Origin of the sequence: Paraburkholderia phenoliruptrix, from assembly GCF_019511605.1 — a bacterium.
GTDB classification, from domain to species: domain Bacteria; phylum Pseudomonadota; class Gammaproteobacteria; order Burkholderiales; family Burkholderiaceae; genus Paraburkholderia; species Paraburkholderia phenoliruptrix_A.
The window spans coordinates 16783-31493 of sequence record NZ_JAEUAV010000030.1 but is presented as its reverse complement, the minus strand read 5'-3'; the positions used below and the strand labels follow the sequence as shown (position 1 = coordinate 31493).

The window sequence follows — 14711 nt, the reverse complement described above, 5'->3', positions numbered from 1 at the left end:
CTTTCCAGCTATCAGTTCGAAGAGCGGACTGACGCAGCCCGACCCTGAACAGTCAGCGGTGGTACCGCGCGGAACGGCGTTTGATAGTCGAACTTCGGACAGTGACGCCACATTTGGGGTCAAGCTTTGCGCGGCAATACAGGCTCGGATCACTTGTGGGGGTGGTCGCAATCGCTCGGGCGGTAAGCAGCCAGGAAGGCTGTAATACCTCGATTCGCAACGGCGTCCAGCTCGTCCGGACTTGGATCACCCAAGGCGTGAAGCAGAAAACGGAGCAGGAGTTCCGACTCCAGCAGGCCGCAGAGATGACAGGCTGCAACGGCTGCATCGTCGCGGCGCAGATGGCCAGCCTCCATTGCCAGTGCGAGAAGCCGGGCTGTCTGATCCAAGTATGGCCTGACTGCCCGGTCGTAGATTGTCTGGCCAAGTTCGCCTGTAGATGGCGCCAGAAAGACCAGACGTCGGACGGCCTGAAATCTTGGCGAATAGACCTCCCTTACAAGTTCCAGCCCGAACGTTCGCAGCTGGACCTCGAATTCCTCTGCGCTTGCAGCCCAACCCTCAAGAACGCTCTCGGCGCCAGGCGATGTGGCGGCGATGACAACAGCGTAGAAAAGCTCTTCTTTCGACTCGAAGTAGCTATACAGGGTCCCCTTTGAGCACTTGGCCTCCTCACTCACCTCCGACATGAGGGTCGCCTCAAAACCCTTCTTCAAAAACACAGCGGTGGCCGCTTCCAATATTTCCGATCGCTTTTTATCCGTCTTCGTCCGCACGAACTCCTCACAGTCGAACCACTGGTCCGCGTTGCTCCCTCAATGTTACAATCCAAAATCGAACCCGTCAGTTCGATTATAACCAGGAGGTGTCATGAAACGGATTAAAAAAGCCCGCAAGCCCCAGCCCCTTCGGTGGTGGGACACTTATCTTGGCTTTCCGATTGCGTACTTTTCGTCGATGGCCATTGCAATAGTTGTGCTGTACTTCCTCGTCACGTGGCTTAGACACTGAAAGCGGTCCAAAAGGCGGCATGCGACTGCGTTGCTTCGGTGCGGGGAGAGAAAGTCACATGATCGGGGAAAGCCTGTGTGTACAGTGAGCCCCTGCATTGCTAGTTCGGTATACAGTCGCCCCCTGAAAACTGAAAATTAGATTCGACGTTCGATGGATGGACCGACGAGCAGGGCTTAACAAACGGATCGCCCAAAAATCGTCCTACAGACGATGCATAGCTAACGTTTGACGTTCACAGCATTCGGGAGATTCTGAGAGGAGACGCGTGCGACGCAGAGATGCGCCGCACCTGATGAGTTCCGCAATGCTCGGTCCGCTCGGCGCTTCTAAGCGACAGTCGAGTTATCCCTGGCCCAAGAATTTGCCCGGGTGTCAGTGATCGTCGCGGGCCCAATCTCGCAATGACAACAGCTCTTCGAGCGCGATCAGCATCCCGCCTTACGATCAATCACGGTAGGCCTTGAAAGCAGACGATCAGAATTTGTGGCGAATCCCGACCCGCAGCGAGACCTGTTTATCGGTTGTCGAAGGCGTCAAACCCGTGATCTGCGCAACGGCGCTCTGCCCGAGAGAGTCCGTCCCGCTCGCCTTCTCATAGACCGCGATGGTGTAGACATCTGTGCGCTTCGACAGGAAATAATCGACGCCCGCGCTGAACAGGTTGTAGTTCGCACCACCTTTGCCACCCGCGCCGCCGTTGCGCGTGTAGTCGTACGCAACGCCCGCGAGAAGCGATGGGGTGAACTGACACTTCGCATTGATTTCGGCGTTGTTGAAAGCGGCCGTGCCTCGATAGCGCAGTGGATTTGGGCCGGATGACGAGCCCATATCCTCGAAACGCGTATTGGAATAGGCGAGGTTCACATTGAGCGAGCCTAGCGTCACGCCTGCACCCAAGCCGGCGATCTCGAGCCGGTTCGCCGACGCGTAACCGGCAAACACTGGGTTGCTTTCTGGGCTCGTCGCACTGCCGAAGCTGCCGAGGTTGTTCGTGGTGGCCGGTCCCGCATTGGGATTCGCACCGAAGAACGACGTGTTTGGGTTGCGGATATTCAGGTAGCCGGCGCCGATCGAAAACGGGCCGTTCGCATAGGCGGCGCCCGCGCCCCAGATCCAGTTGCTCGAAAACGAACCTGGCGTGCCGCCGAGGTTCATCATCGCTTCGACAGTAAGCCCGCGGTAGTTTGCGCTGCGGAACTTGATCGAGTTGTTGATGCGTCGCGAGTTCAGCGCGTTGTCGAGGTCACTGGGATGCGAACTCATGTAGCCGCCCCATTGCGGCGCGGCGAGAAACGGTCCGTACAGATCCACGACGGGATCGTACTGGCGGCCTAGCGTAACCGTTCCAACGGGATTGCTGAGCCCGACATAAGCCTGACGCCCGAACAGCGCGCCACCCTGGTTCATCACGCCGTTGTTGCTATAGAAGCCGCTTTCCAGCACGAAGATCGTTTTGAGTCCACCGCCAAGGTCCTCGCTGCCTCTCAAACCCCATCGACTGCCCTGCAGGCCTGCCGAGCCACCTTCGATCATCGCAATCTGATGTCCGCCTGCGAGTCCCGTCGCCGTCCTCGCCGTCTGCACGTTGTTCGTGTAGTTCAGGCCGCTGTCGATAATGCCGTACAGCGTGACATTGCTTTGGGCGTAAGCCGACCCCGTCATAGTGGTAAGTATGACTAATTGTACTGCTGACTTCTTCATTGAATAAATCTCCTCTGGAAAGCTTTCTTGTTATGCCAGGATTGAGGGACGTCTGGCGCGTGGACCCGACTCCCCTAAATCACAGCTGGCGTTTAGTGACTTTGATTGGCAACGGCGCCATGTGCATCGGTTGCGCGCTGCTCGTTGATGCGGATGAAGAACGTCATCAGAAAAGAGGCGACCAGCAGTGCCGCAAGAAACAGCAGGCCCGGCGTGGCGCTCTGTCCTGAACCCTTGATGTAACCAATCGCAAACGGTCCAACAAAGCCGCCTAAATTGCCGACCGAGTTAATCACGGCGATCGATACCGCCGCCGTCGAACGCGTGAGAAACAGCGTCGGCAGCGCCCAGAACGGCGACTTGAACGCGTACAGCCCAGCGAGACTCAGGCTGATCATCGTGATCGAGACATAAGGGTTAGTCGCGAGTCCGGCTCCGAGCAGCGCAAGCGCAGCGACGGCAAGCGGAATCGCCGAATGCAGTCGCCGTTCGCTATGACGATCCGAACTGCGCGACCACGCCACCATCACGATCGTCGCGAATACGTAGGGAATCATCGCGATGAGACCGACCTGCGTATGGCTCAACGTCTTCGAAAAGCCCTTGATGATCTGCGGCATCCAGTAGCCGACGCCCAGGCTTCCGCACTGATACACGAAGTAGATGAACGACAGGTACAAGACTTTCGGATTCGCCATCACCTTGAATGCACTCAGATGTTTGGCATTCGGGTGGGCTTTACGGTCGTTGGCCAGTTCGTTCAGCAGCCACTCGCGCTCTTCTGGCCTGAGCCACTTGGCGTCGGCAGGCTTGTCGGTCAGATAGACGAAGCACAAAATGCCGCCGATCAGCGCCGGCGCGCCTTCCAGCACCAGCATCCAGCGCCAGCCGCTCCAGTCAAACCAATGGACGCTGTCCATGATCCACGTGCTCAACGGCGCGCCGATGATGTACGACACGGGGATCGCCGCGGTGAAAAGCGCGACCGTCGTTGCAAGTTCCTTCGCGCGAAACCAGTACGTCAGATAGACGATGATGCCGGGGAAGAAGCCCGCTTCCGCGACGCCGAGCAGAAAGCGCAGTACATAAAGTTGAGTCGCGTTCTGCGCAAACGCCGAGATGACGGAGACGATGCCCCACGTCACGAGAATGCGCGCAATCCACACGCGCGCGCCGTACTTGTTGAGCATCACGTTGCTGGGCACTTCAAACAGGAAATACCCGATGAAGAAGATGCCTGACGCGAAACCGAACGCTTCGCTGCTCAACGCGAGGTCGCGGTTCATCTGCAACGCGGCATATCCGATATTCGCGCGGTCCAGATACGAAATGATGTACAGAATGAAAACGAACGGAATGATCCGCCAGGCGATCTTGCGGACGAGCGCGCGCTCGTCGATGGCCTGCGTGACTGGCTTGGCTTGCATGTATGTCTCCACCGGCGGGCGCGCCCGCCAGGTTCCTTGAAATCAGACTTGCGGGTTACGCGTGATGTTGCGAGAACACCATGCAGACGGGGCTACCCGACTGGGTGGAAAAACCCGTCGGCTTGAGTTGTCCCGTGGTCGGGTTCACTGAAAACGCGACGATCGTGTCGCTGTCTTCGTTCAGCGCGTACATGAAGCGCCCATCGGGCGTAGCCGTCATGAAACGCGGCGTACGGCCTAGCGTCGGCTCGGCGTCGACGAAAGCGAGGTGGCCCGTCGCCTGATCGATGCGGAACACCGCGATGCTGTCGAAGCCACGATTCGATGCATAAACGAAGCGTCCCGTGCGGTCCACTTCGATCTCCGATGCGCGGCTGTTGCCCGTGAACGTATCGGGCAACGACGACACGATCTGCACGGGCACCAGTTCGCCGTTGCTCGCCGTATAGCGATACGTCGTCACGGTCGAATCGAGTTCGTTGACGACATACGCGTGCGTCCCCTTCGGATGGAACGCGACGTGACGCGGCCCCGACGTCTCGCGCGATACGACGAACGCAGGCGCGGCGGGCGTCAGTTGCCCGTCCTTGAAACGGAACGTGAAAACGCGGTCGAGTCCCTTGTCCGGCACGATGACAAATTCGCCCGTCGGATCGAACGGATTGAAGTGCGGCTTGGCCTGCTTCTGCTCGACGCGATGCGGGCCGATCGGCCCTTCGAGGTGAACCAGTTGGGTCAATTCCTGCAGCGAACCATCCTCGGCGATGGGCAGCACGGCGAGACTCGCGCCAATATGGTTCGACACGACGACATGGCGGCCCGTCGGATCGATCGCGAGATGCACGGGGTTCTTGCCCTGCGTGCTTTGCCGGTTCAGAAACGTCAGCTTGCCCGTTGCCCTGTCGACCTTGAAGGCGCTGATGTCGCTCATGTCGCCATGCACGGTGTAAAGGCGCCCGCCGTTGCGGCTCAGCGCGAGGAACGAGGGATTGACGAGGTCTTTGACGAGCTGGACGAGTTCGAGCGAACCCGTTTCCGTATCGACCTGATAGACGCTGATGCCCTCGCCGTGGGCATTCCGTTCGCGGGTCGTCCGCGATCCGACATAAGCAAACATGGGTTTCCTTCCTTTGAGATCTGTCTGGCGCAACGCCGGTTCCTCCGCGAAAACCGACGGTGCGACGGGCCCGACGGCAGCCAGCACACCGAGCGCCGTTGCGCCCTGAACGATGCGCCGCCGGGCTCTGTCGGGGGCCGCTTCGTCTGGCGAAACACGCCTGTCATGGCCGGTTTTCTTCACGTGATGTCTCCGCATTGTTATATCTGGGGTTTGCACTAGATTGCATTTTTACCTGGAAAAGTGCAACAATACAGTCATGGAAAACACTTACTGCCCCAATGAAGCCCGCCTGGACGTAGACGGCGTGTCGTATCGCTACGTTGATCTGCCTGGGCTGTTCGGCGACAGGCTGCGCGAATTGCCTGTCGTCATGCGGTTGCTGCTCGAGAACGTCGTGCGCAACATGGAAGGCAACGAACGGCGGCAAGCGGTCGATGGCATCCTCGCGTGGACCGCGCGCGCGACGAGCGAAGCCGAGATCGCGTTCCAGCCCAACCGCGTGCTGATGCACGACACGACGAGCACGCCTGCGCTGGTCGACATTGCCGGGATGCGCGACGCACTCGCGGAAGCGGGTGCGGACCCGGCGCTGCTCCATCCCGTGTTGCCCGTCGATTCGTCCGTCGATCATTCGCTCGCCGTCGAGTACTTCGCGCAAAAGGACGCGGCGCCTGAGAATCTCGCGCTCGAATTGCGGCGCAATGCGGAGCGCTACCGTTTCCTGCGCTGGGCGTCGAAGGCGTTGAAGGGCGTGCGCATCCATCCACCAGGCGCGGGGATCATGCATACGATCAACCTGGAGCAGCTGGCGACCCTCGTCACGACAGTCGAACGCGATGGCGAGCAGTGGGCCGTGCCCGATACGCTGATCGGCACCGACAGCCATACGCCGATGATCAACGGAATCGGCGTGCTGGGCTGGGGCGTGGGCGGACTCGAAGCGCAGACGGTGATGTTCGGCATGCCGGTGATGCAGCGCATTCCCGACGTGATCGGCGTACGGCTGACGGGCGCGATGCGGCCGGGCGTGCTCGCCACCGATCTCGCGCTGACCGTGACGCAGCGGCTGCGCGCGATTGGCGTCTCTGGTGAGTTCGTCGAGTTCTTCGGTCCCGGTGTCGCGACGCTGAGCGCGGGCGATCGCGCCGTCGTGGCGAACATGGCGCCGGAATATGGCGCATCGACGGGCTTTTTCCCCATCGATCAACACACGCTCGACTATTTGCGCGCGACGAACCGTTCCGAGACGTCCATCAAGCTCGTCGAAGCGTTCACACAGCGCGCAGGTCTCTGGTTCGATCCGCAAGCGGAGCCGCGCTTCACGCGCATGATCGAGATCGATCTCGGCCGTATCGGTATGCATATCGCCGGGCCGCGCCGTCCGCAGGATCTGCTCGATTACTCGCAGACGGCGGCAACGCTCGCAAAACTTGCGTTCGAGCCGGCGCAGCATCATCCGTCGATGCCGAAACATCCCGTCGCAATTGCCGCGATCACCAGTTGCACGAATACGTCCGATCCCGCATTGCTCATCGCCGCCGGTCTGCTTGCGCGCAAGGCTCGCGCCTTGGGCCTGAAGGTGCCGTCGTGGGTCAAGACATCGCTTGGGCCGGGCTCGCCTGCGGCCGCCGCGTATCTCGATCGCGCGAAGCTGATCGACGATTTGTCGGCCGTCGGCTTCGATATCGTCGGATATGGCTGCACGACCTGCATCGGCAACTCGGGGCCGTTGACGGCGCCGATTCGCGAAGCGCTCGCGCAAAAGAGCATCTATCCCGTCGCGATACTGTCAGGTAACCGCAATTTCCCGGGCCGCATTCATCCCGACCTCGATCTCGGCTTCATCATGTCGCCGCCGCTCGTAATTGCCTTCGCGCTTGCGGGCGACGCCGAACGCGACCTGAGCGCCGAGCCGATCCAGCAGACAGCCGATGGCAAGTCCGTCTATCTGCGCGATCTCTGGCCGACGCGTGACGAAGTCTCCGAAGTCGTCAAAGCAGCCGCCAATCCGCACGACTATCCGCGCGCCTTCACGCTCGCGAGCCGCAACCCCGCCTGGCACGATCTCGACGCGCCGGACGGTGCGCGCTTTCCGTGGAATCCGGCATCGACGGCGCTGCGCCGCCCGCCGTTCGCGTCGGTCGCAGAGGGCAGCCAGTTGGGGCATTACACCGCTTATCCGCTGCTCGTGCTCGGCGACGACGTGACGACCGATCACATCTCCCCCGCCAGTGCGATTCCTAAAGACAGCTACGTCGCCGATTTCCTGGCAGCGCGCGGCGACGACCGCGACGATCTCAACGTGTTCGCGTCGCGGCGCGGCAACTGGGAGGTGATGGTGCGCGCCGCCTTCTATAACCGGACACTCGTTAACCGCCTTCGCCCCGGCATGCCCGTCGCGCATACGCTGCATGTGCCAAGCGGCGACGTGCTGCCGATCTTCGAAGCGGCGCAGCGCTATCAGCAGGACGGCGATGCTGTCGTGCTCGTCGCGGGCGAGCGCTACGGCACGGGTTCGTCGCGCGACTGGGCGGCCAAGGGTCAGCGGCTGCTCGGCATCCGCGCGGTGCTGGCCGTGAGTTTCGAGCGCATCCATCGATCGAATCTGATCGGCATGGGCATCCTGCCGCTGCGCTTTGCGTCCGGCACCAACCCCGATACACTCGATCTTCAGCCGGGTGATAAGCTCGACGTCGACGCCGCGGGTGATACGCTGTCGCCTCGTTGCAAGATTGCCGTGCGCGTGGTTCGCGCGAACGGCAGCGTACAACTCATCGAGGCGACGGCGGCCGTCGAAACACAACTCGAATGCACGCTGCTGCGTTCGGGCGGCGTGATCCCGCTGATATTGCAGAAAAGTTTGCTGACGCAGGAGGCTTGAGACCGGCCGCCGCTGCGTTCACGCGATAAGCAGAAAGCAGAAGGCACGACTCACATGATCGACCGATCCATTGCGACCCAGATTGTTGAACTGATCAAGACGGAAGGACTCGACGCCGGCGCGCATCTGCCCGCGCAAATGCTGGCCGACCGTCTGCGCGTGTCGCGCTCGCCCGTCAACGAGGCGCTGGCCTTGCTGCATGAGAAAGGCATCCTGACGCGCGAGAAGAATCGCGGTTTTTTTGTCGCCAAGCCTGTCGTCGAGCCGCTCGCGGATGTCGTGGACGAGCTGGGCCTCGCCGAAACGGATATCGTGACCAGCGTGTATTTTCAGATCGCGGACGACCGTCTGAAAGGCCAGTTGCCCGATGAATTCTCCGAGCAATTGATCCGTAATCGCTATGGTTTGACGAGCGCGCAATTGACGGCCGTAATGGGACGCATCGCGCAGGAAGGCTGGGCGGAGCGCAAGCCGGGCTATGGCTGGCAGTTTTCTCCGATGCTGACCACGCCTGACAGCCTGCTGAAGTCGTACCGGCTGCGGCTTGCGCTCGAACCGGCGGCGTTGCTGGAACCCGGCTACCGGCTCGAACGCAAGGTGCTGGAGCGCTGCCGCGAGGTCGAGAAGCATCTGCTCGCGGGCGGCATCGAAACGGATACGGCCGACCAGTTGCATGATCGCGGTGTGCGGTTTCACGAGTCGCTGGTCGAGGCGTCGGGAAACGGCTTCTTTATCGACACGATCAAGCGCGTCAACCGCGTGCGTCGTCTGCTGTCGTACCGTTCGATGCAGCATCGCGAACGCTACGTCGAACATGCGAAGCAGCATTTGCATCTGCTCGAACTGCTCGAACACGAGCGCAATGAAGAAGCGTCTGAAGCCATGCGCGAACATCTGCTGCATACGCTCGACGCCCTCTCGCGCATCAGCGAGATTCTTGAATCCTAGACCGCAGCCTGAAAACGCGGTCGCAACGAAAGCATCCATGACCATCGATTCATCCGTTGTCACCGCGTTCACGCCGACGGGCAAGCTGCGCGCATCGATCAATCTCGGCAATCCGATTCTCGCGAGCAAGAGCGCGGAAACTGGCGAGCCGTTCGGCGTATCCGTCGATCTCGCACGCGCGTTTGCCGCGCAGCTTGGTGTCGAACTTGAACTGATCGTCTTCGATGCCGCAGGCAAATCGGTTCAGGCCGTCAGCGAAGAGCGCGCGGACTTCGGCTTCTTCGCCATCGATCCATTGCGCGGCGAGACGATCGCATTCACCGCGCCGTATGTGTTGATCGAAGGCTTCTACCTTGTTCGCGACGGTTCGCCTGTGAAGACTAACGCAGATGTCGATCAGCCGCATAATCGCGTCACTGTAGGCAAAGGCAGCGCGTACGACCTGTTTCTGACGCGGGAACTGAAGGCCGCACAGATCGTGCGCGCGCCAACTTCGCCCGCAGTCGTGCACACGTTCCTCGAACAGAATCTCGAAGTCGCAGCGGGAGTGAAGCAACAGCTCGAAGCAGACGCGAAGAAGGCGAGCGGACTCCGGTTGCTCGATCAACGATTCATGGTCATCCAGCAGGCGATGGGCACACCGAAAAGCCGGGGCCCGGCGGCCGCAGCGGCGTTAGGTGCGTACGTCGAAGAGATGAAGGCTTCAGGGTTTGTCGCGGACGCACTGGAACGGCATGGAATCGTCGGGGCGTCGGTTGCGCCAACAGCATAGTCCCGGATTGGATCCCTCGAGACGCGGCATAATGCGAGAGTACGGCCGCTTCACTTTTGAAAGCGGTCATCAGCCTCGCGCAGTCGGATGACTGGTGATGGCCGAACCCGGTCCGATAGCGCGTGGCCGGCGTGTCGTGGGCCGTTGATCGTCCGCCTCGGGCAGCAGTCGACCCACTCCGGTCAGATAAGTTTCTCCGAACCGGTCAGCCAGCCAAATCCAGGTTTTGCGGAGTGGAGTGCCGATAAGCGGCCGTTGGCGACCTCACCCGATCGGCCATGAAGAGACGCTAGCCTTCCGCCCTCGACCGACCGCTGTGCATCACGTAGGTGACATACGAGCCGCCCGCGCGTATCTGAACGTCAAATGTCGGTCGGCCTGACGTCGATTAGCCAGCCTGGCCCGAGTGTGCCGTCGCAGACGCCGCTGAAGATGCGCCCTGTGGCGGAGGTGCCGGTATTGCACCGCGCATTGCTATCATATCCTAGGCGTCTGCCGTACATTAACTTGCACGATCCGGCCAGGGTGACCGGCTTCGGCGCGGGTATACTCGGTTCAAGGGCTGCCCCACCGTGGAGAAGAGCATGACTCGCGCATTAACCGAGCAGGCCGGCGTACGGCACGCCGGTCCCGCTTTTGCCGTCGTCGGCATCGGCGCATCAGCCGGCGGCGTGCAGGCGCTGCTACGTTTCTTTGAAGCGGTGCCGCCGTCGCCGGGCGTCGCGTTCGTTGTCGTCCTGCACCTCTCTCCCGACCACATCAGCCACGCGCACGATGTAATCCAGCACGTTACGGGGCTTCCGGTCCGGCAGGTAACCGCGCCCGTTCCGCTCGAACGGGACCATGTGTACGTTATCCCGCCCGGCAAACAGCTCTCGATGGTGGACGGCTACCTGCGCCTGCGCGAGCCTGAGGCTCCGCGCTTTCCGCCAACCAGTATCGACGTTTTCTTCCGCAGCCTCGCCGAGGCGCACGGCGCGCGTGCGGTCTCCATCATTCTGTCCGGTTCGGGTTCCGACGGGGCAATCGGCATTGCGCGCGTGCGGGAACAGGGCGGCATTACCATCGCGCAACAGCCTGAGGAAGCGCAATACCAGGACATGCCTCGAAGCGCCATTGCGACCGGTAACGTGGATTTCATCCTGCCGGTGGCCGAAATCGCTCCGCGGCTGCTCGCGCTGGTCCAGAATGCGCAAAGGATCGAACTGCCGGCCCCGTCAGACGATGGCGAGGAGGTATCGGACTCTGACATGCCCGCTAAGCGCGGAGACCCTGTCGACGATGTGCTCGATGTCCTGCGACAGCGTACCCGCCACGATTTCAGCAACTACAAGCGCGGCACGATACTGCGCCGGATCGAGCGGCGCCTGCAGGTCAACCGCCTCACGACCGTAGACGCGTATCGCGGATTTCTGAACGATAACGTGGAAGAAACTCCGAAGCTGCTTGCGGACCTGCTGATCGGCGTGACCAACTTTTTCCGCGACCCCGAGGCGTTCGAGGCGCTGGAGAACGCTATTAATGCCGAGCTTATCAGGCTGCTTCAGGGACGGGACGAAGTGCGGGCCTGGGTGCCTGCCTGCGCGACCGGCGAAGAGGCCTTCTCGATTGCGATCCTGTTAAGTGAGGCAGCGCGAAAGTTGCCTCACCGTCCTCAGGTCACAGTGTTCGCGACCGATATCGACGAGCATGCGATCGCGGTCGCCCGCACTGGCAGCTATCCGCGCGCTATCAGTAACGACGTCACGCCCGCCCGGCTTGCGCAGTTCTTCAATCCGGATGGCGACCGTTACAGGCTCGTCAAATCCGTGCGCGATACGGTGATTTTCGCGCCGCACAATATTCTGCGCGATCCGCCATTCTCGCGTATGGATCTCGTCTCGTGCCGCAACATGCTGATCTATCTGGATCGGCGCGCACAGAGCCGTGTACTGGAGACCCTCCATTTTTCCCTGCGCCCGGGCGGTTACCTTTTCCTGGGCAGTGCGGAATCGGCCGATTTCGCAACCGAGCTTTTCGCGCCGGTAGACAAGCACAAAAAGATCTATAAAGCGCTGCCGCATACAGCAAAAAGCAGCGTTCTTGCCTTCCCGGTCCTTCCTGCGCGCGAGCTGACGGCAGAGCCGGTATTCTTCAACATTGCGGACCGCACGCCGGTCATTGAATCCGTTTTGTCCACCCTGACAAGGGCTCCCGAACCGTTTGGGCCACCCGTCGTCGTCGTACGTGCCGATGGCCTGATTGTCCAGCGCTCTGCCAACGCGATCCATCTGATTCATGATCATCGCGGCGCGCGAATCACCAACCTGTTCGATATCGTGCGCGAGGATGCCCGGCCCGCGTTGCGCCAACGTATCGAAGAAATCGTGCGCACGGGCAAACGCGGTGAACAGGCTGCCGTTCCGTTTGAGACGTCAGCCGGCACGGTTTCGGTTGACCTCCTGATACGGCCCTTGCGTGCTCCCTCGGATGAGCACCCCCTGCTACGCCTGATATGCGATGTCGTCACCTTACCGCCTGTTAGCGGGAATGAGCTATCCGATGCAAACCACGAGACTACCGTCGATTCGCTCAGACGAGCCCTGGCGGGGAGCGAGGAGCGGCTGCGTGACTCGATGGACGAGACTCAGAGTTCGGCCGAGGAGCTGAGGGCCTCCAACGAAGAGCTGCAGGCGATGAATGAGGAGCTGCGTTCAGCGAGCGAAGAACTGGAGGCGAGCCGCGAGGAACTGCAGTCGCTTAACGAGGAACTTGTTACGGTCAACGCCGAACTGATGGCGAAGGTCGACGAATCCGCCAGGACCAGTAACGACCTCCAGAACCTGATCTCCCTGGTCGGTGTCGCCACCATCTTTCTGGACCGGCAGCTCAACATCAAACGCTACACTGCGCCGGCTGACACGCTGTTCAGTGTCCGCCCCACCGATCTGGGCCGACCGCTGCAGCATCTGACGCACAAGCTCGACTATCCCGCAATGATCGAAGATCTGCGTGCGGCATTCGGCCAGCTGAAAAAGACCGAACGGGAAGTATCGAGCCGGGACGGGCGCCGCTTCCTTGCGCGGGTCCTCCCCTACCGAACCGACGACGACCGGATCGACGGCGCGGTGCTGGCGCTTATCGACATCACCGAACAGAAGAATGCCGAGGACCGGGCGCGTGAGAGCACGGAGAAACTGAAACTGGCGGCACAGGCGACTCACGAGTTCGCCATCATCGTACTGGACCAGGACGGGATGATCGTCAGCTGGAATCTCGGCGCAGCCCGCATGTTTGGCTTTTCCCCGGAGGAGATGCTGGGCCAGCGGCTCGATTGCATCTTCACGCCCGAGGACCGCGCGGCCGGCGTGCCTGACGGTGAACGGCAAAGGGCCTCGCAGACCGGGCGGGCGGAAGACGAACGCTGGCATGTCGGAAAAGACAATAAACGGCTGTTCTGCAGTGGCTTTCTCAGTCGCGTTGACGTGCCCGGCTTTTCCGGATTTATCAAGATCGCCCATGATGCAACCCGTCGCAAGCTGGCCGAAAACAGGCAACAGGCGGTGCTGGAAAAAGAGCGCACGCAGCACACAGAGGTGCAGCGACTCAATCGCATGAAAGACGAGTTCATCGCAATCCTCTCACACGAGCTGAAGAACCCGCTGAACCTGATCCACATGAAGGCGGAAATGCTGGTGCGCCTGCCCGAAGTGCGGCATATCGGCCCGGTGCAGGAAGTCGCGGATGCAATCCAGAAGTCCGTCAATACCCAGGCGCAGCTCATCGATGATCTGCTCGATTTCTCGCGCGTCAATACCGGCAAACTGTCACTGCATTTCGCACCAACGGATATCACCGGAATCGTCCGCTCGATCGCCGACGCCGTCGGGCTGGATGCGCAGCAGGCCGGTATCAGGCTGACGCTCGACCTGCCCGACACGCCGGTTCTTATCCGGGGTGACGCGGTGCGCCTCGAGCAGATCGTCTGGAACCTGGTGAGCAATGCATTGAAGTTCACTCCCAACGGCGGACACATTGACGTGCGGCTCGTGCCGGAGTCGTCACGGGTCCGCCTTGAGGTGAGTGATACCGGCATCGGTATCGCGCCCGAGGCAATCGGGTCGATCTTCGAGATGTTCCGCCAGGAGCCGTCGGCGCTGCATCGTGCCCGCAAGGGCGGGCTCGGTATTGGCCTGTCACTCGTGCAGCAACTGGTCCAGCTGCACGGCGGCAGCGTGGAAGCGCAGTCCGCAGGCCCAGGCCGCGGTTCGCGCTTTGTGGTCTGGCTGCCTGCTGACTCATCGTCCAGCCACCGGCACGCGGGGGACAGGCCAGGGGATCTGTCGGTCTTCAGAGGCATCCGTGTCCTGCTCGTGGAGGACGCGCCGGACTCGCTTGCCGCGATGTCGGATCTGTTCTCATTATACGAAGCGCGCGTCACGACTTCGGCCGATGCGACGACTGCCCTGGAGGTAGCGGGAGGGCAAGAGCTCGATCTGGTCATCACTGACGTGACACTGCCCGATCTTGACGGTTATGCGCTTGTGCAGCGGCTGCGCTCACTGCCGTCCTGCAAGGCCATTCCGATCATTGCGGTGACGGGACGCCCGATCCCCCTGGAGGAAAAGCACGCGCTAGAGGCCGGGTGCGATGCGTGTCTGCCCAAGCCGTTTAACCTACAGACGGTTGCGGATATCTTTTCGCGATTGAGGAACGGCCGCTCCTAGCTGATACAGGGACATTCGTACATGGCAGCCGAGAGGCGGCTAAGGGTCGGGCTGCGTCAGCCCGCTCTTCAAATTCATCGCCGGAAAGCGGCCAGTGGAATTCCGCTTCCCGGAAGCGGCCAGTCGGCAGTGCGTACTCACG

At 61.2% G+C, this 14711-nt stretch carries 9 protein-coding genes; 5 read left to right on the top strand and 4 right to left on the bottom strand.

What is annotated here, in order from left to right; translation table 11 throughout:
- Positions 1-149 precede the first annotated feature (149 nt).
- Entirely contained in the window at positions 150-776 is a 627-nt protein-coding gene (locus JNB89_RS27045) for a TetR/AcrR family transcriptional regulator C-terminal domain-containing protein (RefSeq protein ID WP_220364231.1), read from the bottom strand.
- Between the two features lie 94 nt (positions 777-870).
- Between JNB89_RS27045 and JNB89_RS27040 the strand changes: the two genes are divergently transcribed.
- Complete coding sequence (locus JNB89_RS27040) at positions 871-1011, top strand: hypothetical protein (RefSeq protein WP_218741882.1); 141 nt, start codon at positions 871-873, stop codon at positions 1009-1011.
- 477 nt (positions 1012-1488) lie between these two features.
- Here the strand turns inward: JNB89_RS27040 and JNB89_RS27035 are convergent, their stop codons facing one another.
- From JNB89_RS27035 to JNB89_RS27025, 3 genes are all read right to left on the bottom strand, one after another.
- Positions 1489-2715 carry a porin gene (locus JNB89_RS27035; protein ID WP_220364230.1) on the bottom strand — a complete coding sequence of 409 codons (1227 nt, stop codon included), beginning with the start codon at positions 2713-2715 and terminating at the stop codon, positions 1489-1491.
- Between the two features lie 92 nt (positions 2716-2807).
- Positions 2808-4142: an MFS transporter gene (locus tag JNB89_RS27030; RefSeq protein WP_220364229.1), complete on the bottom strand. Its 1335-nt coding sequence runs from the start codon at positions 4140-4142 to the stop codon at positions 2808-2810.
- Between the two features lie 55 nt (positions 4143-4197).
- On the bottom strand, positions 4198-5259 hold the full coding sequence (locus JNB89_RS27025; protein ID WP_218741879.1) for a lactonase family protein: 1062 nt from the start codon (positions 5257-5259) through the stop codon (positions 4198-4200).
- 259 nt (positions 5260-5518) lie between these two features.
- On the opposite strand from JNB89_RS27025, the gene acnA reads away from it, so the two are divergent.
- From acnA to JNB89_RS27005, 4 genes are all read left to right on the top strand, one after another.
- Positions 5519-8143, top strand: a complete 2625-nt coding sequence (gene acnA / locus JNB89_RS27020) for an aconitate hydratase AcnA (RefSeq protein WP_220364228.1) — start codon at positions 5519-5521, stop codon at positions 8141-8143.
- A 54-nt stretch (positions 8144-8197) separates the two neighbouring features.
- On the top strand, positions 8198-9091 hold the full coding sequence (locus JNB89_RS27015) for a GntR family transcriptional regulator (RefSeq protein ID WP_218741877.1): 894 nt from the start codon (positions 8198-8200) through the stop codon (positions 9089-9091).
- A gap of 37 nt (positions 9092-9128) precedes the next feature.
- The gene (locus tag JNB89_RS27010; protein WP_218741876.1) at positions 9129-9863 is read left to right on the top strand and encodes an ABC transporter substrate-binding protein; all 735 of its coding nucleotides are present in this window, start codon (positions 9129-9131) and stop codon (positions 9861-9863) included.
- A gap of 584 nt (positions 9864-10447) precedes the next feature.
- The gene (locus JNB89_RS27005) at positions 10448-14569 is read left to right on the top strand and encodes a chemotaxis protein CheB (protein ID WP_220364227.1); all 4122 of its coding nucleotides are present in this window, start codon (positions 10448-10450) and stop codon (positions 14567-14569) included.
- Positions 14570-14711 lie beyond the last annotated feature (142 nt).

Coding starts and splice junctions, on each gene's coding strand:
- acnA (WP_220364228.1), top strand. CDS start 5,519: ATGGAAAACACTTACTGCCCCAATGAAGCCCGCCTGGACGTAGACGGC.
- JNB89_RS27030 (WP_220364229.1), bottom strand. CDS start 4,142: ATGCAAGCCAAGCCAGTCACGCAGGCCATCGACGAGCGCGCGCTCGTC.
- JNB89_RS27015 (WP_218741877.1), top strand. CDS start 8,198: ATGATCGACCGATCCATTGCGACCCAGATTGTTGAACTGATCAAGACG.
- JNB89_RS27005 (WP_220364227.1), top strand. CDS start 10,448: ATGACTCGCGCATTAACCGAGCAGGCCGGCGTACGGCACGCCGGTCCC.
- JNB89_RS27040 (WP_218741882.1), top strand. CDS start 871: ATGAAACGGATTAAAAAAGCCCGCAAGCCCCAGCCCCTTCGGTGGTGG.
- JNB89_RS27035 (WP_220364230.1), bottom strand. CDS start 2,715: ATGAAGAAGTCAGCAGTACAATTAGTCATACTTACCACTATGACGGGG.
- JNB89_RS27025 (WP_218741879.1), bottom strand. CDS start 5,259: ATGTTTGCTTATGTCGGATCGCGGACGACCCGCGAACGGAATGCCCAC.
- JNB89_RS27010 (WP_218741876.1), top strand. CDS start 9,129: ATGACCATCGATTCATCCGTTGTCACCGCGTTCACGCCGACGGGCAAG.